This is a genomic window from Pseudomonas sp. ChxA (assembly GCF_030263855.1).
Classification (GTDB): Bacteria; Pseudomonadota; Gammaproteobacteria; order Pseudomonadales; family Pseudomonadaceae; genus Aquipseudomonas; species Aquipseudomonas fluorescens_CB.
The window spans coordinates 2,534,437-2,557,982 of record NZ_JARPMK010000001.1; the positions used below are offsets into that span (position 1 = coordinate 2,534,437).

Sequence of the window (23,546 nt, forward strand, 5' to 3'; positions counted from 1 at the left end):
ATCTCCTTGCACAAACCTTTTCCGCTTTCAGGTTGGGAGTCGTAGAAATGTGATATTCAGTCAGGATCCTGGGCGCAGCCCTTTCCGCGGAAGGTGGCGTGGAGTGCGCCAGGCACGAAATATAGGCAGTGGAGTAGTGGATTGCAAGCCGTTAAGCCGAGTACCGAGTGGATGACCGACACCGCATTGATTGAAACCCGCGCCCTCACGCGCAGGGACGAGCGGCGCCAGGTCGCGTTGCTGCAACCCACGGATTTCAGCCTGAACCGCGCCGACTGCGTGTCCATCACCGGCTCCTCAGGCTCCGGTAAAAGCGTGTTCCTGCGCGCGCTGGCGCTGCTGGATGCGCCCACCTCGGGGCAGATCCTGTGGAACAACCAGCCGATTGCGAATGCGCAGATTCCCCATTATCGCAGCCACATCAGCTACCTGTCGCAACGCCCGGCGCTGCTGGAGGGCACCGTAGAACACAACCTGCGCTTCCCGTTCAGCCTCAAGACCCTGCGCACGCGCAGCTTCGACCTGCAAGCGGTGACCAAGCTGCTGGAGCATGCCGGTAAAAGCCCGGACTTTTTGGCCAAAAACGCCGGCGACCTGTCCGGTGGTGAATCCCAAGTGGTGTCACTGATCCGCACTTTGCAACTGAACCCCGAAGTGCTGTTGCTGGATGAACCGACCGCCGCCCTTGACCCCACGTCCTCGCGCGATGTCGAGGCATTGATCAGCGCCTGGTATGCCGCCGACAACGCCCGCGCCTATATCTGGGTGTCCCACGATCTCGACCAGGCCCGGCGCATGAGCGCCATTCACCTGCACATGCGCGCCGGCGTTCTGAGTGGAGCGGGCCAGCCATGAATTATCAAAACCTCACGGCTCTCGACATGGGCATTGCCGCCTCGCTGATCCTCATCAACGGCGCGTTGTCGCTGTTGCTGCGCCTGGGCCTTGGCCGCCAATTGTTGTGGGCGGCCGTGCGTACCGTGGTGCAATTGCTGGCCATCGGTTACCTGCTGGGTTGGGTGTTCGAGTTTGCCTATTGGTATGTGGTGCTGCCGCTGATGTGTGCGATGACCTTGATCGCCGGGCTCTCCGCAGCGGGGCGTGGGCGCCGCACTTACCGTGGGCAACGGGTCGACAGCATTCTGTCGGTGTGGGGCAGTTCGTGGCTGGTCACGGCCGTGGGGTTGTTCGCGGTGATCCGCATTCACCCCTGGTACGAGCCGCAGTATGCGATTCCGATCCTCGGCATGATCCTCGGCAATACCCTCACCGGCGTGTCCTTGGGCATCGAGCGCATGACCCAGGAACTGACCTCGGGGCGCAACACCATCGAGATGATCCTGGCGCTCGGCGGTTCACGTTGGGAGGCTGCCCAAGAGGCGATCCGCCAGGCCGTACGCGCCGGAATGATCCCGACCCTGAACCAGATGACCGTGGTCGGCATCGTCAGCCTGCCCGGCATGATGACCGGCCAGGTACTGGCCGGCGAAAGCCCGGTGGACGCGGTGCGTTACCAGATCGTGATCATGTTTCTGATCGCCGCGTCCTCGGCCTTGGGCACGGTGGGCGCGGTGCTGCTCACCTACCGTCGGTTGTTTTCCAACAGCCACCGGTTCTTGCGCGATCGGCTTGAAGAACGCACCTAAACCTCAGGTGTTGACAGTGTCGGTGCCCTGGTCGGTGTGGTCGGTGAGCGCCAGAGCGGCGAGGGCAAAGGCGATGGGCGTGCGGGATCCTTTCATGGGCATAACTCCTTGAATGACGTGAAGCGACTGGAACGACTTCTTGCTCCACTCGCGGGAGAGCGTAGACAGACACTCGCCAGCGGTCCAGTCGCCTTCAGCCCCCGCGCAGGGTGTTCTAAGATCTACATCTGAGTGGTTAGGTCAAAAGCGGACTGCATGCACCGCAGATCTGCTTTTCTGTGGGAGGCCCCGCCACCTCTTCGATGTAGCGCTGTCGCGCATCAAACTGGTTCATCGTAAGGTTGAAGAACGCGGGCGGGGCAAAGGCCGTAACCAGCACTGGTGTGACAGCACCCGAGTGGGAGAGTGGCCTGCACGGTATCGGCGTGGAGTCATTGTCGGCACAGCTAGCTGTGACCACGTATAAGAGAGTGAATCCGCTCGCCACCGTGTACCCCGCCCGCGTCATTCAATCCTGCGAGGAATTGTCATGACGCGCAAGAACCAAAAACGGTTTGAAGTTATTCACCCTGACTGCGCTGCCGTTGATGTTGGCGGCGGTGAACATTTGGCTGCCGTTGATCCGACGAAATGCGATGACCCGGTTAAAAGGTTTTCAACCTTCACCGACGATTTGCACGCCATGGCCGATTGGTTTGAGTCCATGGGCGTCAAGATGGTGGCGATGGAGGCGACCGGCGTTTATTGGATCCCACTTTTCGAGATACTGGATAGACGAGGTTTTGAGGTCTATCTCGTTAACTCCCGCGCGACTCGACAAATTACCGGACGAAAGTCCGATGTACTGGATTGCCAGTGGATTCTTCAGCTCATGACGCACGGCCTGTTGAGAGGCGCTTTTCGGCCCTCGGACGAAGTGTGCTCACTGCGCTCACTGGTCCGTCAGCGTGGCAATAAGGTGCGTGACCAAGCCAAAGCGCTTAATCGGATGCAAAAGGCGCTGGTCCAAATGAACATCCAGCTGGCTCAGGTCATCAGCAACATTGCCGGGGTGACGGGCATGAGCATTTTGCGAGCAATCGTTAAAGGCGAACGGGACCCCGAAGTACTCGCCATGCTCAGAGACAAGCGCGTCAAAGCAGACCAGGCCACTGTCGCCCGCAGCTTGCGCGGTAATTGGCGAGCCGAGCATTTGCATGCGCTGAGTCAGGAGTTGGCAGCTTATGATTTTCTGGAAAAACAGATTGGCGAGTGTGATCAAGCCATTGCGCAGGCACTGGAGCGACTACCCGTTCTTCAGGCGGATGTTGTTCCGCCCAGCAAAACACTGCGCAACCCACACCGCTCAAATGAGCAGCAACTGATTTTGCATCGCGCGCTGAACAAGGTCATGGGCGTGGATTTGACCGCAATCCCAACCATCGGAATCGACACGGCGTTGGTTTTGGCCAGTGAATTGGGGGCGGATTTATCACGCTTTCCGACTTCGCAGCACTTCTGTTCGTGGCTAGGCCTTGCACCGCCGACGAGAATTTCGGGAGGAAAACCCCTTCCTGGAAAGACGGTGAAAGTGATTAATCGAGCTGCGCAAGCGCTGAAGCAAGCTGCCTCTATTGCACGCAACGATAAAAGTTTTATCGGTGCCAGCCACCGAGCGCGCCTGACCCGGATGGACACCTGTTGTGCCATCAAGGCGACAGCTCATCAACTGGCACGGCTGATCTACGCGATGCTGACCAAAGGTCAGCCTTATGTTGAGAAGGGAATGGAGGAATTTGAAGAACGTAGCCGAGACCGACAACTGCGCGCCCTGGAACGCAAGGCGCGAAAGTTGGGGTTGCAGCTGATTGAAGCGGCTTAATTTTTAAGAGCAAAAACAATGAGTTATTTTTTGTTTGATAAGAGCTGGCTTGCCTGCGATGGCGGCTTTTGGTGGTGTACATATCCGTTATTTTTGTAACGGCGGCCTATGGTTCCGCTCTTACAGCGGGTCACTTTTGTAAAGACACAAAAGTAACCAAAAAGTCTTCGCCCCAACACTCGGTGCCTCGCTTAGGCTCGGCATGCCCGCAATCCGCCAGTGATTTGGGGGGTCACCGCGATGGGCCATCCTTGGCCCAGCGCGGCTAAACCGGCATCCCTGCCGGTTTACCCCCCAAATCACTGTCAGATTCCGGCCATCGTGTTTGACGGGGCGATTTCAGATCAAGATCAAAAGCGCAGATCAAAAGACCGCTGACTTCGTCATCGAAAAGGATGTAAGGGCCGAAGCAACAGCAACAGCAAAGCAACAGCAAAGCAACAGCAGAGCCCTACTCGGTCAAAGGTGGGAGCTGGCTTGCCTGCGATGGTATCAACTCGGTGTGCCTGATGTACCGAGGTGTCTGCATCGCAGGCAAGCCAGCTCCCACAGAAAAGCAGCTCTTCGGCGTATGCAAATCCGCTTTAGCTTTTGATCTAACCACTCAGGTCGGCTTTCAGGCCGCCGTGCTGTAGATTTTGATCTTGATCTGCTTTTGATCTGAGACGCCCCGTTAACCACGATGGCCGAACGCAGGCTTGAATCCGTGGGTAACCCGGCAGGACGCCGGGTTAGCCGCGCTGGGCCAAGGATGGCCCATCGCGGCGGCCCACGGATTCAAGCCGGAGTGAGGGCACACCGAGCCCAAGCGAGGTGCCGAGTGGTGGGGCGAGGACCTTTTGGTTACTTTTGCGTCCTTGTGTACGGACCGGACACATGGTTGACGGGTGTGCGGGGACATGGTGGACACTTCTCGGCAAGCTAACTGCGCCGGGAGGCCATCATGCCCTGGAACTCGAGAGACGCCATGAGCCTAAAAGAAGAGTTTGTTTCCTTAGCAAAGAAACCCGGCAGTAATAAGCGAGAGCTGTGCCGACGATTCGGCATAAGTCCGCAGACAGTCTACAAGTGGCTAAAACGCTACGAGGCCGGCGGTTCTGCAGGCCTGCAAGAGAAGTCACGTAAGCCCGTCAGCAGCCCCAAGCTGACCCAGGCCGAGCTGGAGGCTGAGGTTATTGCACTTCGCCAAGATCATCCGGCATGGGGCGGACGCACAATTAGCAGCATGCTGGACAAGCGAATTGCCCCCAGTACTGTCACGAATGTCTTGCACCGGCATAGCTTGATTAAACCCTCAGATAAAGAACCAGGGGCCCTGCTGAGATTTGAACATCCTGAGCCCAATGATCTTTGGCAGATGGATTTCAAAGGCCACTTTGCAATGCAGCAAGGCCGATGCCACCCCCTGACCATCCTGGACGATCATTCGCGGTTCAATCTGGCCATCCAAGCGTGTGATAACGAGCGAGGTACCACCGTAAAAGAGAAGATGAGCAAGGTATTTGAAATTTACGGTTTACCAGCACGTATCAACGTCGACAATGGCGCGCCTTGGGGCTCACCGCGTAATCCTGGCGAGATCACCGAGTTGAGCATTTGGCTGGTGCGTTTGGGAATTCGGATAAGTTTCAGTCGTCCCTACCATCCGCAAACAAATGGGAAAATCGAGCGTTTCCATCGATCACTCAAGGCAGAAGTCCTTAACGGGCGTCACTTTTCTACACTGGCAGATGCCCAGCTAGCTTTCGATCAATGGCGTGAAATATACAACCTGCAACGTCCCCATCAGGCGCTGGAATACAAGGTGCCAATGGACCGTTATCGCAGCAGTTCTTGGGATTATCCGCAGCAACTACCGGAGTTTGAATACGGACCAGATGACGTATTAGCCAAGGTTTATCACAGCCGTTTTCGCTTTCAGAAAAGCTATTTCAGCATCGCAAAAGGCCTGGCAGGGCAACACATAGCAATCCGCCCTAACCCTGAAAGCGATGGTCTGTTCGATGTCTATTTCTGCCATCATTTTTTGCGAACTATCGAAGTTAGTAAGCCTGATTATGGTCAATAATGTGTCCACCATGTCCCCGCACATGTGTCCACCATGTGTCCGGTCCGTACACGTCCTTGCAAAAGTGACCCGCCGTAAGGGCGGAACCCTACTCAGCCATCACCGCAGCAACGGATATGTACACCGACAAACCGCTATCGCAGGCAAGCCAGCTCCCACATGTGACCGAGTAAGAACAGGGCGATGGAGGTTGCTCCACGACCTCACCCTGCCCAAAGGCCGTCACAACGGTGCATCAAGCTCAGTCAGTCACACCAAAATCCAGCACCACTTTCATCGACTGGGTCTTGTCCGCCGCCAACTCAAACGCCTGCACCGCCTGTTCAAACGGCACCGTGTGGGAGATCACCGGCTTCACATCGATGATCCCGCGATTGAGCAAATCCACCGCCTGGGCAAACTCGCTGTGAAAACGGAAGGTACCGCGCAAATCAATCTCGCGACTGACCAGCAGGTTCAACGGCAGCGACACGTCGCCACCCAGCCCGACGGTGACCAGCACACCCCGTGGCGCGATGCATTCCAGGCCGTTGCGTAAAGCCTGGGCGCTGCCGGAGACTTCGAACATCACATCGAAATAGCCCTTTTCAGCGGTGTAGCGCTTGAGTGCATCCGCGCCGTCGGCGATATTGTGAGTGCGTGTGGCGCCCATTTGTTCGGCGCAGGCGAGGGCGCTGGCAGAAAGGTCCACCGCGACGATTTCACCCGCCCCGGCAGCCCGCAAACTGCCAATCAACAGGTTGCCGATCGGGCCGCAGCCGGTCACCAACACGCGCTTGCCGAACACCGCACCGGCACGTTGAATCGCGTGCAAACCCACCGACAACGGCTCGGCCAGTGCACCTTCGGCCAGGCTCACGTGGTCGGCCAGCCGATGCGCCTGATGGGTCTCGATCACCAGGCTCTGGCGAAATGCGCCCTGGATATGCGGAAACGGCATTGCACTGCCGTAGAAACGCATGTTCAGGCAATGATTCGGCAGCCCTTGATGGCAGTAGCGGCAACCGCCGCATGGGCGCGACGGCGATACGCTGATGCGCTGGCCAACCTTGAACAACCCGGCATCCGAACCCACGGCGTCGATCACCGCCGACACCTCATGGCCAAGCACCATCGGCTCGCGCAGGCGCACAGTGCCGAAGCCGCCGTGCTGGTAGTAATGCAGGTCCGAACCGCAGATGCCGCCACGCGCAATGCGCACGCGCAGTTGATCGGGGGCGAGGGTTTGCGGTTCGTCCTGGGGGTCGACCCGCAGGTCTTTGGAGGCGTGACAGACGATAGCGTGCATACAATTCTCCGGTTTACAGCGACGCGGTGATACCACCGTCGACGTACAGAATATGGCCGTTGACGAAGCTGGCGGCGTCACTGGCAAGGAACACGGCGGCACCGGCCAGTTCGGCCACATCGCCCCAACGACGACTCGGCGTGCGTTGCACCAGCCAGTCGCTGAACTCGGGGTTGGCCACCAGGTTGGCGTTCAGTTCGGTCTTGAAATAACCGGGGCCGATGCCATTGACCGTCAACCCATGCGGGCCCCAATCGATAGCCATGCCCTTGGTGAGCATTTTCAGCGCGCCTTTGCTGGCCGCATACGGTGCGATGCCGGGGCGGCCCAGCTCACTTTGCACCGAGCAGATATTGATGATGCGCCCACGCTTGCGCGGGATCATCGCCCGCGCCACGGCCTGGCCAACCAGAAAGGCACTGTCCAGGTTCGTGCTGATCAACTCGCGCCAGTGCTGCTCGCTGTAGTCTTCCAGCGGCCCACGCCGTTGCATGCCGGCGTTGTTCACCAGGATCTCCAGTGGGCCGAGGCGCGCTTCGATATCCGCCACGGCGGCCTGGATCGCCGCGCTGTCGGTCACATCAAACGCCTGGGTGTGCACCACCCACCCTTCTGCCGCCAGCAGCGCCGCCGCATCGCGCAAGGTGCTGCGGTTGCGCCCGTTGAGCACCACCTGCGCCCCGGCCTGGGCCAGGCCGCGGGCAATTGCCAGGCCGATACCGGCACTGGAACCGGTGACCAGCGCCAGCCGGCCATCGAGGCGGAAGTTGTCTAAAACACTTTGCATGGGCTACCTCTCCTAACGCTTCACACTACCAACGACAGCAGCAGGATGAACCCCAAGGCGACAAAGGGATGGACCTTGAGATGGGTGATCAACAATATCTATCCGATAATCGTGACCAGCGCGAACAATGGCAGATGCGTGTGGTCAGCCCTGCCGAGCAGTGTGCATTGTTGTTCGCATTGTTATAGGTCACGCCCTGTCATATCGTGTTTCACTTGCGCTTACTTCACCGCAGTCGTGGTCAAGCGTCCAATTTTCATTTGTGATCGGGTGATCACTGTTTGTGATAACCGCCTGTGATAACTGAGGAGATTTGATGGGGTTAAAGCACTTGCGCGCCTTTGTGGTGCTCGCCCAAGAGCTGCATTTCGGCCGGGCAGCGGCGCAGCTGTCGATCGTGCAGCCGGCGTTGAGCATGCAAATCAAGTTGCTGGAAAGCGGCTTGGGCGTGCGCCTGCTGGATCGTAACCGCCACTCGGTGACACTCACCGAAGCGGGGCGGGCGTTCTTGCCTGAGGCCCAGGCCACTCTGCACCAGGCCGCTCGGGCGGCGGATGCGGCGCGGGCGTCCAACCGTGGTGAAATCGGCCGGGTGCGCCTGGGGTTTGTGTCCTCGGTATTACCGCAATTGCTGCCGCAACTGATCCGCGCGGTGCATCAGCGTTACCCGCGTATCGAACTGGAACTCAAGGACATGCCCGGCCCCGACCAAGCCGCGGCGTTAAAAAATGGCCAACTGGATTTCGGCCTGATGCGCCTGCCGGCCGCCCACCCCGGCGTGCAGACCCGTACGGTCTTGCGTGAGAGTTTTTGCGTGGCGCTGCCAATCGATCACCCTTTGGCGGCCTTGGAAGCCATCCAGCCCGCCGACCTGCTCACGTTGCCGGTGTATATCCTCGCCAGGCGTTACGCGCCGGGGTTCTATGATGAGTTTATCCAGGCAGTCGGCATGCCCTTGGACATCGCCAGCGAACTGGGTGAGTTCACCACCATGCTTGCGCTGGTCTCCGCCGGGTTGGGCATCGGCGTGTTGCCGCAGCAGGCGGCGCGGGCGTTGCCGGTCAATTGCGTGTCGCGGCCTTTGCAATTGGGTGGGTTTCAAGCCACTACGGGGTTGGCCTGGACCGAGGTGGATAGTGCGGTGAAAACCACACTGTTTAACCTGATTGTGGAATTGTTTGGCGAGTGATTGTTTCATTGGGTGAAATGCTGGATTGTAAATTCTGGTGATTCTATCGATAGGGGCAGGGGTGGAACATGCTCGGCGTCGCCACCTCACTTTTTGGAGCCTTTCATGTCCCAGTCCGCGATCAAACTCTATGGTTTCCCACTGTCCGGCCACTCCCATCGGGTCGAACTGATGTTGTCGCTGCTGGGCCTGCCCAGTGAATTCATCCTGATCGACCTCAAGCAAGGCGCGCAGAAAGCGCCGGACTTTATCGCCAACCTCAACCGCTTCGGCCAGGTGCCGGTGATTGATGACAACGGCACGGTGCTGGCGGACTCCAACGCGATTCTGCTGTACCTGGCCAACCGATATGGCAACGGCCAATGGCTGCCGAGCGACCCTGTCGGCCAAGCCCGTGTGCAGCGCTGGCTGTCGGCTGCCGCCGGGCAACTGCACGCCGGGCCGGCTGCTGCGCGGCTGGCGCTGGTATTTGGTGCCGAAGTGGATACGGTCACGGCCATCAGCCGGTCCCATGCGCTGCTCAAACTGGTGGAGGAGCAACTGAGCCAAAGTCGCTTTTTGGCCAGCGATCAGCCGAGCATTGCCGATGTGGCGTTCTACACCTACGTGGCCCACGCGCCGGAAGGCAATGTATCGCTGGCCGACTACCCTCAAGTGCGTGCCTGGCTTGCCAGCATCGAGGCGTTGCCAGGGTTTGTCGGAATGCAGCGCAGCGCAGTTGGCCTGCACGCACAATAATGTGCACCCCCTGTGGCGAGGGAGCTTGCTCCCGCTGGGCTGCGCAGCAGCCCCATCAAGGGCAGCGCACTGATTCAGGCAATACGCGGTGAGTTTTTTGAGGGCCGCTGCGCGCCCCAGCGGGAGCAAGCTCCCTCGCCACAGGTAAGTAGTTTTTCAGCTAATGAGAAGGCGTGCCGATGGATCGGTTTTATGAGATGCAAGTGTTCCTGGCGGTGGCCGAGGAGGCGGGTTTTGCCGCAGCTGCGCGGCGGCTGAAAACCCTCATGTGAGTGCCTGGCTTGCCAGCATCGAGGCGTTGCCAGGGTTTGTCGGCGCAGTTGGCCTGCACACACAATAATGTGCACCCCCTGTGGCGAGGGAGCTTGCTCCCGCTGGGCTGCGCAGCAGCCCCATCAAGGGCAGCGCACTGATTCAGGCAATACGCGGTGAGTTTTTTTGGGGCCGCTGCGCGCCCCAGCGGGAGCAAGCTCCCTCGCCACAGGTAAGTAGTTTTTCAGCTAATGAGAAGGCGTGCCGATGGATCGATTTCATGAGATGCAAGTGTTCCTGGCGGTGGCTGAGGAGGAGGGTTTTGCCGCGCCTGCGCGGCGGCTGAAAACCCTCATGTGCGTGCCTGGCTTGCCAGCATCCAGGCGTTGCCAGGGTTTGTCGGCGCAGTTGGCCTGCACACACAATAATGTGCACCCCCTGTGGCGAGGGAGCTTGCTCCCGCTGGGCTGCGCAGCAGCCCCATCAAGGGCAGCGCACTGATTCAGGCAATACGCGGTGAGTTTTTTTGGGGCCGCTGCGCGCCCCAGCGGGAGCAAGCTCCCTCGCCACAGGTAAGTAGTTTTTCAGCTAATTGAGTAGGCGTGCCGATGGATCGATTTCATGAGATGCAAGTGTTCCTGGCGGTGGCTGAGGAGGAGGGTTTTGCCGCGCCTGCGCGGCGGCTGAAAACCCTCATGTGCGTGCCTGGCTTGCCAGCATCCAGGCGTTGCCAGGGTTTGTCGGCGCAGTTGGCCTGCACACACAATAATGTGCACCCCCTGTGGCGAGGGAGCTTGCTCCCGCTGGGCTGCGCAGCAGCCCCATCAAGGGCAGCGCACTGATTCAGGCAATACGCGGTGAGTTTTTTTGGGGCCGCTGCGCGCCCCAGCGGGAGCAAGCTCCCTCGCCACAGGTAAGTAGTTTTTCAGCTAATTGAGAAGGCGTGCCGATGGATCGATTTCATGAGATGCAAGTGTTCCTGGCGGTGGCTGAGGAGGAGGGTTTTGCCGCGCCTGCGCGGCGGCTGAAAACCCTCATGTGCGTGCCTGGCTTGCCAGCATCGAGGCGTTGCCAGGGTTTGTCGGCGCAGTTGGCCTGCACACACAATAATGTGCACCCCCTGTGGCGAGGGAGCTTGCTCCCGCTGGGCTGCGCAGCAGCCCCAACAAGGGCAGCGCACTGATTCAGGCAATACGCGGTGAGTTTTTTGGGGCCGCTGCGCGCCCCAGCGGGAGCAAGCTCCCTCGCCACAGGTAAGTAGTTTTTCAGCTAATTGAGAAGGCGTGCCGATGGATCGATTTCATGAGATGCAAGTGTTCCTGGCGGTGGCTGAGGAGGTGGGTTTTGCCGCGCCTGCGCGGCGGCTGAAAACCCTCAAGCGCGTGCCTGGCTTGCCAGCATCGAGGCGTTGCCAGGGTTTGTCGGCGCAGTTGGCCCGCACGCACAATAATGTGCACCCCCTGTGGCGAGGGAGCTTGCTCCCGCTGGGCTGCGCAGCAGCCCCATTAAGGGCAGCGCATTGATTCAGGCAATAAGCGGTGAGTTTTTTTGGGGCCGCTACGCGCCCCAGCGGGAGCAAGCTCCCTCGCCACAGGTAAGTAGTTTTTCAGCTAATGAGAAGGCGTGCCGATGGATCGATTTCATGAGATGCAAGTGTTCCTGGCGGTGGCCGAGGAGGAGGGTTTTGCTGCGGCTGCGCGGCGGCTGAAAACCTCGCCGCCCAGCGTCACCCGAGCGATTGCCGCCATGGAACAACGTATCGGCACGCAGTTGTTGGCACGCACCACCCGCAGCCTGCACCTGACCGAAGCCGGCCAGCGTTACCTGGAAGATTGCCGGCGCATCCTCGCCGAGCTGGATGAGGCCGAGGAAGCGGCAGCGGGCAGCTACTCCATCCCCGGCGGCCACCTGACAGTCACCGCGCCGGTGCTGTTCGGCGAACTGTACGTGGCGCCGGTGCTGGGGGATTATCTGGACCGCTTTCCCTTGGTGAACATCAACGCTTTGCTGGTCGACCGCGTGGTCAACATGACCGACGAAGGCGTCGACGTGGCCGTACGCATCGGCCACCCGCAAGAACCGGGGCAGCAGGCGATCAAGGTCGGTGAAGTGCGCCGGGTGGTGTGTGCATCGCCCGGTTACCTAAACCAGCACGGCCGTCCGCAGCGGCCTGAGCAGTTGTGTGAAGCCAAGATCGTCACTTCATCATCCAGCCAATTGGTGAGTGAATGGGTGTTCGTCGACGCCGGGCAGCCATTGACTGTGCCCATCGAGCCGCGTCTTGTAGTCACGGCAAATAATGCGGCGATCAACCTCGCGCGCCTGGGCTGGGGCATGACGCGGGTGCTGTCCTACCAAGTGGCGGCAGCGGTGGCGGTGGGGGAGTTGGAAATTGTACTGGAGGATTTTGAGCCGCCACCTCTGCCTATCCAAGTGGTGTTCCAGAAAAGCGGCCGTGTGCCGGCCAAGGTCCACACTTTTGTGGATTTCCTAACCCATCGCCTCGGGCAAGACGCAACCCTGAACCCGGCAATGAAGCGGCGCGGCTGATGGAACGCTATCGCGACATGCAGCTGTTTGCAGCGCTGGCTGATCAGCCCAGCCTGGCTTCGGCGGCGCGTCGAGCCCAGGTTTCAGGCCCGACCCTGATCCGCGCGGTCGCACGCCTGGAAGCCCGCCTGCGGGTGCCGTTGTTGCAACGCAGCACACGCGGCGTGAGCCTGACCACAGCGGGCAGCGCCTATCTGGCCGACTGCGTGCGGTTGCTGGCAGCCGTCGAGACCGCCGAGGCTTCGGCCAAGGGCCTGCACGTGCAGGCCCAGGGCAATTTGCAGGTGTTCTTGCCGTTGCTGTTCAGCCGTTATGTGATGGCGCCGGTATTGGCCAGCTATATGGACAACTACCCCGACGTCCGCCTGGTGGCGCGCTACCACGACTACTACCCGAACCTGCACGAAGAGGGGCTGGATGTGGCGATCCTGGTCGGCGAATTGCCCAATTCATCGCTGATCGCCCGGCCGGTGGGGCAGGTGCGGCATATCCTCTGCGCCAGCCCCGGTTACCTCGCCGTCCATGGCGAACCCCGGCATCCGAACGACCTCAAACAGCACCGACTGATTGCCAGTGCCGACCCCGTGGCCTGGGTTTTTCAAGGCTGCCAGCTCAAGGCCCGCGCGCGCTTGAGCTGCGCCACCGTGCAAGGCGCAATCAATGCGGCGGTGCAGGGTGCCGGGGTGATTCGTTGCCTGAGTTACCCGGTTCACCAGCACTTGCTGGACGGCCAGTTGCGCCGGGTGTTGCCTGACTTTGAACCGCCGCCGTTGCCGGTGCATGTGGTGTACCGCGAGGGCCGTAACGCGCCGAAGCGCGTGCGCAGTTTTGTCGACCATTGTGTGGCAGCGCTGCGTGAGCATCCGGCATTTCAGTAGGTGAAACAGTGGATTGCCAAACGTGGGCATTCTCACGTTGGCGGGTAGGGTGCAGCATGGGCGCATCCAATCTGAGGTGCTCACCATGAACCCAGTCGAACAATCCCCGTGGCACGCCGGTGAACAGCACGTGCAGGCAAGCGCCGGTGCTGCCGAGCGTATGGCCGTGATCGGGCCCAAAGTCATTCGTGATCACTTGCCGGAGCAGCATCGGGACTTTTACCCGCTGTTGCCGTACCTGATGCTCGGTGTGGTGGATGCCAAGGGCATTCCGTGGGCGACCATGCTTGAAGGCGCGCCGGGGTTTGCGCATTCGCCGGACCCACACAGGTTGCAAATCGACAGTTTGCCGTCGAACAGCGACCCGGCTCACGCCGCCTTGCAGCCGGGCGCCAGCGTGGGCTTGCTTGGCATTGACCTGAATACCCGGCGGCGCAACCGCATGAATGGGCGGATCGCCAGCCTGGACCACGAAGGTTTTTCGGTCGACGTGGTACACACCTATGGCAACTGCCCCAAATATATCCAGCTGCGGCCCGTCGACGGCATCGCCCGCAAGCCCGGCACCACGGTCGAGCGCCTCACCGGCCTGGACGCTGCGGCCCAAACGCTGATCCGCAACGCCGACACCTTCTTTGTTGCCAGCTACGCCGACGTGGACGGCGCACGCTCGGTGGATGTTTCACACAGAGGCGGTAATACCGGGTTTGTACGAGTTGAAGGCAACGTGCTGACCATCCCGGATTTTGCCGGCAACCTGTTCTTCAATACCTTGGGCAATTTGCAGCTCAACCCGGTGGCGGGTTTGCTGTTTATTGATTTTGAGTCGGGCGATGTATTGCAGGTTGCCGGGCGTACCTCGCTGATTCTTGATGGCCCCGAGGTCGCCCGTTTCGAGGGTGCGCAACGCTTGTGGACGGTGACGGTGGAACAGGTCATACGCCGCCCGGTAGCATTGGCGTTGCGCTGGCAGAACTGATCGTTCCCACGCTCTGCGTGGGAATGCGGCCCCGGACGCTCTGCGTCCCGATGTCAGCGCTTATGTGAGCCTCGATCAGTCAGCGAAATCAATGGGGTGACGCTCCAGGCGCCGCCCAGCGCCGTGTACAGGTTCACCTCCGCGACCAGTTGCGCCAGCCGATCGACAATCAACGCCTGCTGCGAACTGAATAACGAACGCTGCGCATCGAGAAACGTCAGGTTGCTGTCCACACCGCTGCGGTAGCGGTGCTGGGCCAGGTCGTAATAGGCCTGGTTGGCGGCGACGAAATCCCGTTGCGCGTTCAACTGGTCGTTAAAGGTCTGCCGGGCGGCGAGGCCGTCGGCGACTTCCTGAAACGCCGTCTGGATCGATTTTTCGTACTGCGCCACCGTAATGTCTTTCTGCAGTTTGGCGTAGTCGAGGCTGGCGCGCAGGCTGCCGGCGTTGAAGATCGGCAGGTTGATTTGCGGCTGAAAGGTCCAGGTGCCCGCGCCGCCCTTGAACAAGCCCGACAGCTCCTTGCTGGTGCTGCCGGCGTTGGCTGTGAGCGTCACCGACGGAAAAAACGCCGCCCGCGCCGCGCCGATATTGGCGTTGGCGGCTTGCAGCTGGTATTCGGCCTGGAGGATATCCGGGCGCCGTTGCAGCAGGTCGGAGGGCAAGCCTGCGGGCAGGCGCGCCACCAGGTCATCGGCGAGCGGGCGCGCCGGCAGGTTCTCATCCACCGGGCCGCCTACCAGCAGGGCGAGGTTATTGACGTCCTGGGCGACCTGGCGCTCATAACGGGCCACGCTGGCGCGGGTGCTTTCTACCGCCGTGCGGGCCTGCACCACGTCCAGTGCCGAGGCCTTGCCCGCGGTTTTACTGCGGCTGGTGAGCTGCCAGCTGTGGTCGTTGGCGGTCAGGGTTTGCTGCGCCAGGGTCAGCAGTTCCTGGTCGGCGCGCCAGGTCAGGTAGGCATTGGCAACGTTGGCCACCAGGCTCAGTTGCGCGCTGCGTCGCGCCTCTTCGGTGCCCAGGTACGTGAGCATCGCCTGCTCGCTGAGGCTGCGCACGCGCCCGAACAGATCCAGCTCATAGGCACTCAGGCCCAAGGTGGCGGAATAGGTGGAGGTGATCGCCGACTTGCCGGTGCCGGTCACATCGCCCGGTACTTTCTGGCGTTTGCCGGCGCCCGTGGCGGACACCGCCGGGAACAGGTCCGCCCGCTGGATACGGTACTGCGCCTGAAACGCCTGCACATTCAGCGCGGCTACCCGCAGGTCGCGGTTATTGGCCAACGCTGCGCTAATCAGTTGCTGCAGCGTCGGGTCGTGGAACAGCTGCTGCCAGTCCGGCTCAACCGCCACAGTGCCGGCCTGCGCCAGGCTGTAGACCCCGCCCTGTGGGTACTGCGCCGGCACCGGCGTAGCGGGCCGTTGATACTCGGGGATCAGCGAGCAGCCGCCGAGCATCCAGGCCAGGCCAACGGTGGTGAGGGTGATTTTTTTCATCAGGCGCCAACCATCCATTTGGCCAGGCCATGGCGCCCACTCACGCCCAGCTTGGCGGCGGCGCGCTTGAGGTAGGTTTCGATCGAGCTGTTTTTCACACTGAGTTTTTCCGCCATTTGCGGCACGGTGCCGCCGGTCAGCAGGCCCAGGCACACCTCCTGCTCACGCGCCGACAGGGTGATATCGCTGAGGGACAAGCGTTTGTAGAACTCGCGCTGCAAGTGTGACTGTTCCAGCTGGTTGTGGGCCGGCTCAGCCTGACTGTGTGGCGCCTGGCGCAGAATCTGCGCATGCCGTTCCAGCAATGGCAACAGGGTGTCCGACAAGCACTTGAGAAACGACAGTTCTGCCAGGGAAAAGCCTTGTTGGGTCGGCGGGCGGTAAAACGAAATCACGCAGCGTCGGTTGCCCTGGCGCGACACCAGGTTGCATTGGTGCGAGGTGCCGCGCGGGTGTGCGCTGTTGGCCTTGGCCTTCATCTGGATCAGCAACGGGTCTTGCATGCGCAGCATTTCGCGCAGCAGCGGGTGGTCATTCAGCGCATGCACGGGCTGGGGTGCCGGCAGGTGTTTTTTCAAGCCGGCGCTGCCCAGCAGTTGGATATCGACCGCGCTATCACGCAGTTCGTCGAGGGTCCATTCACTCAGGTCGACCAAATGAATCGGCACCCATTTATCCACCAGGTGCAGCATGTTGGCGGCGAAATTTTCCTGGCCGCTGTTTGAAATCAATTCACCCATTTCGGCGTAGAACTGCGGGCTGTGGGCGCCGCAAATAGTAGAAGTCAGACTCATAGCCATCTCATCCTTGATGTCGAAAACCGTCAACGGGTGCCCTGGGTCTGTGTGGGGCCGCCCGTACTCCTTGAACGTGACTCTTCTTTAACGTCATCGGCGTCCGAGATTTTATTTAGCCATAGCGATTTGTCCTACGTATGTAGCGGAAACGAGGGACACAAGCTGCCATAAAAACCACGTCATTAATTCGACGTTTCACACACGATATTCCGCCTACGAAAATCCATTGCTAAATATTAGTGTTTTTTAACTATCTGATATTTAAGGTGAAAATAAATTATTTGGGCGTATTCGAAAACACTGACTACGGCCAGACGTAGCCAATTTCCTACAGCGCTTTAATCGTTTCAGCAGTCAACCATCAGCCAAGCCCGTTTCGGCCTATTGGAATGTCCGGGTTTCGGGTGACAGACACCCTCGGACCTGCATGCTCAAATCCGGCAATTTTGGCGAAATGGGCCCGTGCGCGGCCGTGCCTGACTCCTATTGAGAAGGATCTTATGCAGCATTCCCCAAGCTTCCCCCTGACTGCCGCCCAGCAGGACATCTGGCTCGACCAACTGCGAGCAGGCGACTCGCCGCTGTACAACATTGGCGGCTATGTCGATTTTGCCGGCGTCCTGGTGCCGGACCTGATCCAGCGCGCCGTGGAGTTGCTGGTGGCCAAGCACGATGCCTTGCGCACCCAGTTGCACACCGATACCGACGGCTTGCCTCGACAGACCTTTGATGCTGCGCTGACGGTGCAGGTAGCACGGCACGACTTCTGCGCGCTGCAAGACCCACTGGCCGCGAGCCATACGCTGATGCAAGCGCAAATGGCCCGGCCCTATGCGATGAGCGGCGAACCGCTGTTCCGGTTTTTCCTGGTCAAGCTCAATGACGATCACTACCGCCTCGGCACCCAGGCCCATCACCTGATCCTCGATGGCTGGGGCTTTGGCCAGATGCTGCAATCCTTGGCCCGCCTGTACACCGACCTCGTACAGGGCCAGCCATCGGAGCCGCATGCACCGTCGTATATCGACTTTATCGACACCGACCAGCGTTACCAGGCATCGGCCCGTTACGCCCGTGACCGCGCCTATTGGCTGGACAAATACCAGGTGTTGCCCGAGCCGCTGCTGACGCCGCGCCACAACGCCCCGGCGCCGAGCAATACCTGGGTGGAGCCATTTCCGGTGGCGCTGCTCAACCGCATGGAGCAAGTCGCCAACCGTTACCAGGCCTCGGCGTTCCATGTGTTGCTGGCGGCGCTGTACGTGTATTTCACCCGCACCAGCCAGCGTGATGAGTGGGTGGTGGGGCTGCCGATCCTCAACCGTTCCAACGCCCGTTTTCGCTCCACCGTGGGCTTGTTTGCCCAGGTCAGTGCAGTACGTTTTCAGTTCGACGCGCAATTGCCGTTCAGCGCGGTGGTGCGCGGTGTACGTGACCAGCTCAAGCAGGATTTTCGCCACCAGCGTTTTCCCCTGAGCGAGATGAACCGTGAGCTGGGACTGCGCCGTACCCATCGCGGCCAGTTGTTCGACCTGTCAGTGTCCTTTGAGCAGGACGATCACGACCTGCGCTACGGCCAGGTCCAGGCCCGTGCGATCAAGGTCTCCAACCACCACGAGCCGCTGCCGATTGCCTTCCACCTGCGCAGCAACCGTTACCAGGACACCGCTTGCCTGCACTGCGTGTACAACGAGGCGTGGTTTCGCGAGGACGAGGTGCAGGCGTTGGCGCAGCGCTTTACCTGGCTGCTGGAACAGGGGTTGGCAAATACCGCGTTGACGCTGGCTGAGTTCGCCTTGGTGACGCCGGCCGAGCAGGCCCGGTTGCAGCAGTGGAATGCCACCGCACAAGCGCCTGCCAGCTCGCAAACCTTGCACCGGCGCATCGAGGCGCAAGCTGCGCGCACGCCCGACGCCATCGCGGTGGTGCATCAGGGCCGGCAATTGACCTACGCCCAGCTCGATCAACAGGCCAATGCCCTGGCCCACCAACTGCTCGAACACGGCGTGCAGCCGGACGACCGCGTGGCAATTGTGGCGCGGCGCGGGTTGGACACTGTGGCCGGGTTGCTGGCGATTCTCAAGGCTGGCGCCTGCTATGTGCCGGTGGACCCGGCTCACCCGGCCGAGCGCCTGAACTACCTGCTGCACGACAGTTCACCGGTAGCGGTGCTGACCCAGCATGAATTGCTGGCGCGCCTGCCGATGCTCGACGTGCCGATAATCCGTTTGGACCTGCCGACCCATGGCCGCAGCGACAGCCCACCCGTGGCGGTCACGCCGTCGAACCTGGCGTATGTGATCTACACCTCAGGCTCCACCGGGTTGCCCAAAGGCGTGATGGTCGAGCACCACACCGTGTCGAACCTGGTGGACTGGCACTGCCGCGCCTTCAACCTGCACGCGGGCAGCCATACGGCCAGCGTCGCCGGCTTCGGTTTTGACGCGATGGCCTGGGAAGTCTGGCCGGCGTTGTGCGTGGGCGCGACCTTGCACCTGCCGCCGGCACAGGACGACGCCCAGGACATTGACGCGCTGCTCAACTGGTGGCGTACGCAGCCATTGGACGTGTGCTTTTTGCCGACCCCGGTGGCCGAGTACGCCTTCAGCCAACGCCTGCAACACCCGACCTTGCGCACCCTGCTGATCGGCGGCGATCGCCTGCGCAGCTTCAGCCGCGCACAAACCTATGACGTGATCAACAACTACGGCCCCACCGAAGCCACGGTGGTTGCCACCTCCGGGCGCGTCGAAGCGGGCCATGCGCTGCACATCGGCGCGCCGATCGACAATGCCACGGTGTACTTGCTCGATGAACAGCGGCGCCCGGTTCCGATTGGCGTGGCGGGGGAGTTGTATATCGGCGGCAAAGGTGTGGCGCGGGGTTACCTGAACCAGCCTGAACTGAGCGCCGAGCGCTTTGTGGATGACCCGTTCACCGAGGGCCGGATGTACCGCACCGGCGATCTGGCACGCTGGCTGCCCGAGGGCAACCTTGAGTACCTGGGCCGCAATGACGACCAGGTGAAAATCCGTGGCGTGCGTATCGAACTGGGGGAAATCGAGTCCGCGCTGGCCAGCCATCCGGCGGTCCAGGAAGCCGTGGTGCAGTCTCGCGAGGGCCAACTGCTGGCCTGGTTTGTCGCCCGGCACGACGTCGAAATCCAAGCGTTGCGTGCCCATCTGCAAGCCTCGCTGCCCGATTACATGCTGCCGGCGGCCTATGTGCAGTTGCACGCGATGCCCCTGACCGCCAACGGCAAGCTCGACCGCAAGGCGCTTCCCGCGCCCACGCAGCAAGCCTTTGTCACGCGTCAGTTCGAGGCACCGCATGAGGGCGCGGAGAGCCTGCTGGCGCAGATCTGGGCTGACTTGCTGCAGGTGCAGCAGGTGGGGCGCCATGACCATTTCTTCGAACTGGGCGGCCACTCGCTGTTGGCGGTGCAGTTGGTACAGCGCATGCGCCAGGCCGGCTTGCATGCCGATGTGCAGGTGTTGTTCGGCCAGCCGACGCTTGCCGCGCTGGCGGCGGTCAGTGGCGGCAGTGAGGTACAGGTGCCGGGCAATCGTATTGCGCCAGGTTGCAGCCACATCACCCCGGACATGCTCGCGCTGGCCGAACTCGACCAGCCGAGCCTGGATCGTATTGTCGCCGGCATCCCCAGAGGCGCGGCCAATGTGCAGGAAATCTACCCGCTGGCGCCGTTGCAGGAAGGCTTGCTGTACCACCACCTCACGGACGAGCGCGACCCTTACCAGCAACATGCGCTGTTCAGTTTTGCCACTCGCGAGCAGTTGGAGGCATTTGCCCAAGCGTTGCAGCAGGTGATCAACCGTCACGATATCCTGCGCACCAGCCTGGTATGGGATGCACTTGAACAGCCGATGCAAGTGGTGTGGCGCCAAGCACAGTTGCGCGTCGCGCCGCTGCACGACCAGCACGCACCGCTGGATCTGCGCCAGGCGCCGTTGATGGCGCTGGATTACGCCGAGGAGCCGCACAACCAACGCTGGGTCGCCAAATTGCGCTTCCATCACCTGGTCAACGACGCCACCTCGACCACTGTGCTGGTGGATGAAATTCGCGCCCACTTGCTGGGCCAGCAGGCGCAATTGCCGGAACCGGTGCCTTACCGCAATGTGGTCGCGCAGGCCCGTTCGGCAGTGCGCCAGGCGGCCCATGAGGCGTTCTTCCGTGAGCGCCTGGCAGACGTCGACGAGCCGACCCTGGCGTACGGTTTGCAGGAGCGCCAAGCCAATCGCGCCGACATCGAAGCGGCCGAACGGCCCTTGGCAGACGCCCTCAACCTGCGCCTGCGCGCCCAGGCGCGAGCGCTTGGGGTCAGTGCTGCGAGCCTGTTCCACCTGGCCTGGGCCCAGGTACTCAGCCGGGTGGCGGGCCGCGATGATGTGGTATTCGGCACCGTGTTGCTCGGCCGTTTGCAAGCCGGCGAGGGCGCCGACCGGGCCTTGGGCATGTTCATCAACACCTTGCCGCTGCGTGTGCGCCTGGCCGGGCAAAGCGTGGTCGCTGCGCTGGCAGACACCCATGCGCAACTGAGCGCCCTGGTCGCCCATGAACAGGCATCCCTGGCCCTGGCCCAGCGTTGCAGCGCTGCATCGCCGCTGTTCAACAGCCTGCTCAACTACCGGCACACGGCCGCCGATAGAGACCTGAACCTGGTGCCGGGCATTGCCCTACTCAGCAGCGAAGACATCCTCAGTTACCCGCTGATGCTGACGGTCGACGACATCGCCAGCGGCTTTCGCCTCACGGCCAAGGCGCCGCGCAAGGTCGGTGCCGAGCGGTTGCTGGGTTACCTCGAGACTGTATTGCACGGCCTGGCCGAGGCCCTTGAACAGGCGCCGACCACACCGCTGCGCGAGGTACAGGTGCTGCCGGCCAGTGAACTGAAAACGCTGTTGCTGGACTTTAATGCGACCCACACCGACTACCCCGAAACCCTCACCGTACAAGCCCTGTTCGAAGCCCATGCGCGGCAGATTCCCAATGCCATTGCGGTGCAGGCCGGCGAACGGCAATTGAGCTACCGCGAACTCAACGAGCGTGCCAACCAGTTGGCGTTTTACCTGCGTGAGCGCGGCGTCCGGCCGGATTCGCGTGTGGCCCTGTGCGTCGAGCGCGGGCTGGAGCTGGTGGTGGGTTTGTTGGCGATCCTCAAGGCGGGCGGCGCCTACGTGCCGCTGGACCCCGGCTACCCGCGTGAACGCCTGGCCTACATGCTCAACGACAGCCAGCCCGTGGCGTTATTGGTGCATACGGCCACCCGTGATTTGCCCGGCGAGGTGTCGGTGCCCGTGATCGACTTCGACCGCTGCGCCTGGGGCCAGGCGCCTGTCGGTAACCCGTTGGTGCCCGGCTTGAGCGTCGCCAACCTGGCCTACGTGATGTACACCTCCGGCTCAACCGGCACGCCCAAAGGCGTGATGATCGAGCATCGGGGCTTGGGCAACCTGATGCACTGGGGTTCCCGGCTGTGCCCGCATGCCGAAGGCGGCGCCTTGTTGCAACGTGCGCCGTTCAGCTTCGATGGCTCGGTGTGGGAGCTGTTCTGGCCGCTGACCAATGGCATGCGCCTGGTACTCGCACGGCCCGATGGGCACCGTGAACCGGCGTACCTGGCCCAAGTGATCCGCGAGCAACAGATCAGCGTGATCAAGTTTGTGCCGGCGATGTTGCAGCAATTTCTGGAACTGGAAGAATCCGCGCTGTGCACCAGCCTCACCGACGTGCTGTGTGGCGGCGGTGAACTCACTGAAGCCCTGGCCCGAGGCGTGCAGGCGCGCTTGCCCAACGTGCGCTTGCATAACGTCTACGGCCCCACCGAAGCCACGGTGGACAGCAGCGCCTGGACCCTGGAACCCGGCGCCGCCGTGCCGGCCGTGCAGCTGCCGATTGGTCGGGCGATCAACAACACCCGCCTGTATGTGCTGGATCAACATGACACGCCGGTGCCCATGGGCGTCAGCGGCCAACTGCATATCGGCGGCGTCGGCGTTGCACGGGGTTATTTGGGGCTGGCACAGATGACCGCTGAGCGCTTTATCGACAGCCCGTTTGTGGCGGGAGATCGGCTGTACCGCAGCGGCGATCTGGTGCGTTACTTGCCCGATGGCAACCTTGAGTTCCTGGGGCGTAATGACTTCCAGGTCAAGCTGCGGGGCGTGCGCCTGGAGCTGGGCGAAATCGAGTCACGCCTGGCCGCGCACCCGGCGCTGCGAGAGGTGGCGGTGCTGATTCGTGATGAGCGTTTGGTGGCGTACTTTACCTTGCGTGGGCAAGCGCCAGGCCTGGAAGCCTTGCGTGCGTACGTGTTGGAACAGTTGCCTGAATACATGGTGCCGGCGGCCTTTGTGCAGCTTGATCAATTGCCGCTTAACCCGGCTGGCAAGCTCGACCGCAAAGCCTTGCCGGAGCCTGGCTTGGAAGCGGTGGTGAGCCGCGCCTATGAGGCGCCGGTGGGTGAGGTGGAAACCCTGATGGCGGGCATCTGGGCCGACGTGTTGAAGCTTGCGCGGGTAGGGCGTCACGACCACTTCTTCGAGCTGGGTGGGCATTCGTTGCTGGCGGTAAACCTGGTGGCACGGATGCGCAAGGCTGGGTTGGAAGTGGATGCGCGCACCTTGTTCAGCCAGCCGACGTTGGCGCAATTGGCTGCCTGCACCACTGCGCAGGTGCAGCGTGTGGAAGTGCTGCAATCCGCCATCCCACAACTCAACCGCCGCCGCCGGATTTGAAACTTGGCGGTGGGCAATGTGGGAGCCGGGTTTGTCGGGTCGCCGCATCGCCGCGATAGCGGTCTTTCGGGCAACGCCTCTGTTGCTGATACACCGCTATCGCAGCATGGCTATCTACACAACGTTTGAAGGCAGCCAATTTCACCTGTGGCGAGCAGGCTTGTCCTGCGTTGGGCTGCGAAGCAGCCCCTAACCCAGACGCTGAGTTCTTTCAGGAAAACTGCAGTGCCTTTACTGGGGCCGCTTCGCAGCCCAACGC

General features: G+C 61.4%; 14 protein-coding genes and 5 pseudogenes. 15 read left to right on the forward strand and 4 right to left on the reverse strand.

Going from position 1 to position 23,546, the window contains the following annotated elements:
* Positions 1–171 precede the first annotated feature (171 nt).
* The 4 genes from P5706_RS11420 to P5706_RS11435 all read left to right on the forward strand — a co-directional run bounded on the left by P5706_RS11420 (position 172) and on the right by P5706_RS11435 (position 5,575).
* Positions 172–855 carry an ABC transporter ATP-binding protein gene (locus tag P5706_RS11420; protein WP_285682704.1) on the forward strand — a complete coding sequence of 228 codons (684 nt, stop codon included), beginning with the start codon at positions 172–174 and terminating at the stop codon, positions 853–855.
* A complete protein-coding gene (locus tag P5706_RS11425; protein ID WP_285679303.1) occupies positions 852–1,646 on the forward strand; it encodes an ABC transporter permease in 795 nt (264 codons plus the stop codon). The genes P5706_RS11420 and P5706_RS11425 overlap by 4 nt, the downstream gene beginning before the upstream one ends.
* A gap of 529 nt (positions 1,647–2,175) precedes the next feature.
* Positions 2,176–3,507, forward strand: a complete 1,332-nt coding sequence (locus P5706_RS11430; RefSeq protein WP_285679304.1) for an IS110 family RNA-guided transposase — start codon at positions 2,176–2,178, stop codon at positions 3,505–3,507.
* Between the two features lie 943 nt (positions 3,508–4,450).
* Positions 4,451–5,575: an IS481 family transposase gene (locus P5706_RS11435; protein WP_285679306.1), complete on the forward strand. Its 1,125-nt coding sequence runs from the start codon at positions 4,451–4,453 to the stop codon at positions 5,573–5,575.
* 241 nt (positions 5,576–5,816) lie between these two features.
* On the opposite strand, the gene P5706_RS11440 is transcribed toward P5706_RS11435, so the two are convergent.
* Together P5706_RS11440 and P5706_RS11445 are read right to left on the reverse strand one after the other, a co-directional pair.
* Entirely contained in the window at positions 5,817–6,863 is a 1,047-nt protein-coding gene (locus P5706_RS11440) for an L-idonate 5-dehydrogenase (RefSeq protein WP_200434034.1), read from the reverse strand.
* A 13-nt stretch (positions 6,864–6,876) separates the two neighbouring features.
* Entirely contained in the window at positions 6,877–7,650 is a 774-nt protein-coding gene (locus P5706_RS11445) for a glucose 1-dehydrogenase (protein ID WP_200434033.1), read from the reverse strand.
* 316 nt (positions 7,651–7,966) lie between these two features.
* Between P5706_RS11445 and P5706_RS11450 the strand changes: the two genes are divergently transcribed.
* From P5706_RS11450 to P5706_RS11485, 10 genes and pseudogenes are all read left to right on the forward strand, one after another.
* A complete protein-coding gene (locus P5706_RS11450; protein WP_285679307.1) occupies positions 7,967–8,839 on the forward strand; it encodes a LysR family transcriptional regulator in 873 nt (290 codons plus the stop codon).
* 105 nt (positions 8,840–8,944) lie between these two features.
* Entirely contained in the window at positions 8,945–9,577 is a 633-nt protein-coding gene (locus P5706_RS11455; protein ID WP_285679308.1) for a glutathione S-transferase family protein, read from the forward strand.
* 253 nt (positions 9,578–9,830) lie between these two features.
* Positions 9,831–9,917, forward strand: a pseudogene (locus tag P5706_RS37190) (glutathione S-transferase); the annotation flags it as partial.
* A 253-nt stretch (positions 9,918–10,170) separates the two neighbouring features.
* Positions 10,171–10,257 (forward strand): annotated as a pseudogene (locus P5706_RS11460) (glutathione S-transferase); the annotation flags it as partial.
* A 254-nt stretch (positions 10,258–10,511) separates the two neighbouring features.
* A pseudogene (locus tag P5706_RS11465) lies at positions 10,512–10,598 on the forward strand (glutathione S-transferase); the annotation flags it as partial.
* 254 nt (positions 10,599–10,852) lie between these two features.
* Positions 10,853–10,939, forward strand: a pseudogene (locus P5706_RS11470) (glutathione S-transferase); the annotation flags it as partial.
* Between the two features lie 253 nt (positions 10,940–11,192).
* A pseudogene (locus P5706_RS37195) lies at positions 11,193–11,279 on the forward strand (glutathione S-transferase); the annotation flags it as partial.
* A gap of 179 nt (positions 11,280–11,458) precedes the next feature.
* Complete coding sequence (locus P5706_RS11475) at positions 11,459–12,379, forward strand: LysR family transcriptional regulator (protein WP_285679309.1); 921 nt, start codon at positions 11,459–11,461, stop codon at positions 12,377–12,379.
* Positions 12,379–13,257, forward strand: a complete 879-nt coding sequence (locus P5706_RS11480; RefSeq protein WP_285679310.1) for a LysR family transcriptional regulator — start codon at positions 12,379–12,381, stop codon at positions 13,255–13,257. Before P5706_RS11475 ends, P5706_RS11480 begins: the two co-directional genes overlap by 1 nt.
* Before the next feature lie 85 nt (positions 13,258–13,342).
* Positions 13,343–14,236, forward strand: coding sequence for a pyridoxamine 5'-phosphate oxidase family protein (locus tag P5706_RS11485; protein WP_285679311.1), 894 nt, complete (start codon positions 13,343–13,345; stop codon positions 14,234–14,236).
* Positions 14,237–14,289: 53 nt separating this feature from the next.
* Here the strand turns inward: P5706_RS11485 and P5706_RS11490 are convergent, their stop codons facing one another.
* A complete protein-coding gene (locus P5706_RS11490; RefSeq protein WP_285679312.1) occupies positions 14,290–15,732 on the reverse strand; it encodes an efflux transporter outer membrane subunit in 1,443 nt (480 codons plus the stop codon).
* Complete coding sequence (locus tag P5706_RS11495) at positions 15,732–16,526, reverse strand: helix-turn-helix transcriptional regulator (protein WP_285679313.1); 795 nt, start codon at positions 16,524–16,526, stop codon at positions 15,732–15,734. Before P5706_RS11495 ends, P5706_RS11490 begins: the two co-directional genes overlap by 1 nt.
* A gap of 503 nt (positions 16,527–17,029) precedes the next feature.
* On the opposite strand from P5706_RS11495, the gene P5706_RS11500 reads away from it, so the two are divergent.
* Entirely contained in the window at positions 17,030–23,287 is a 6,258-nt protein-coding gene (locus P5706_RS11500) for a non-ribosomal peptide synthetase (RefSeq protein WP_285679314.1), read from the forward strand.
* Positions 23,288–23,546 lie beyond the last annotated feature (259 nt).

Bases quoted from the DNA above. Each gene is read 5' to 3' on its own strand.
- P5706_RS11490 (WP_285679312.1), bottom strand. From the start codon at position 15,732: ATGAAAAAAATCACCCTCACCACCGTTGGCCTGGCCTGGATGCTCGGC.
- P5706_RS11420 (WP_285682704.1), top strand. From the start codon at position 172: ATGACCGACACCGCATTGATTGAAACCCGCGCCCTCACGCGCAGGGAC.
- P5706_RS11495 (WP_285679313.1), bottom strand. From the start codon at position 16,526: ATGAGTCTGACTTCTACTATTTGCGGCGCCCACAGCCCGCAGTTCTAC.
- P5706_RS11425 (WP_285679303.1), top strand. From the start codon at position 852: ATGAATTATCAAAACCTCACGGCTCTCGACATGGGCATTGCCGCCTCG.
- P5706_RS11440 (WP_200434034.1), bottom strand. From the start codon at position 6,863: ATGCACGCTATCGTCTGTCACGCCTCCAAAGACCTGCGGGTCGACCCC.
- P5706_RS11480 (WP_285679310.1), top strand. From the start codon at position 12,379: ATGGAACGCTATCGCGACATGCAGCTGTTTGCAGCGCTGGCTGATCAG.
- P5706_RS11445 (WP_200434033.1), bottom strand. From the start codon at position 7,650: ATGCAAAGTGTTTTAGACAACTTCCGCCTCGATGGCCGGCTGGCGCTG.
- P5706_RS11455 (WP_285679308.1), top strand. From the start codon at position 8,945: ATGTCCCAGTCCGCGATCAAACTCTATGGTTTCCCACTGTCCGGCCAC.
- P5706_RS11430 (WP_285679304.1), top strand. From the start codon at position 2,176: ATGACGCGCAAGAACCAAAAACGGTTTGAAGTTATTCACCCTGACTGC.
- P5706_RS11450 (WP_285679307.1), top strand. From the start codon at position 7,967: ATGGGGTTAAAGCACTTGCGCGCCTTTGTGGTGCTCGCCCAAGAGCTG.
- P5706_RS11435 (WP_285679306.1), top strand. From the start codon at position 4,451: ATGCCCTGGAACTCGAGAGACGCCATGAGCCTAAAAGAAGAGTTTGTT.
- P5706_RS11500 (WP_285679314.1), top strand. From the start codon at position 17,030: ATGCAGCATTCCCCAAGCTTCCCCCTGACTGCCGCCCAGCAGGACATC.
- P5706_RS11475 (WP_285679309.1), top strand. From the start codon at position 11,459: ATGGATCGATTTCATGAGATGCAAGTGTTCCTGGCGGTGGCCGAGGAG.
- P5706_RS11485 (WP_285679311.1), top strand. From the start codon at position 13,343: ATGAACCCAGTCGAACAATCCCCGTGGCACGCCGGTGAACAGCACGTG.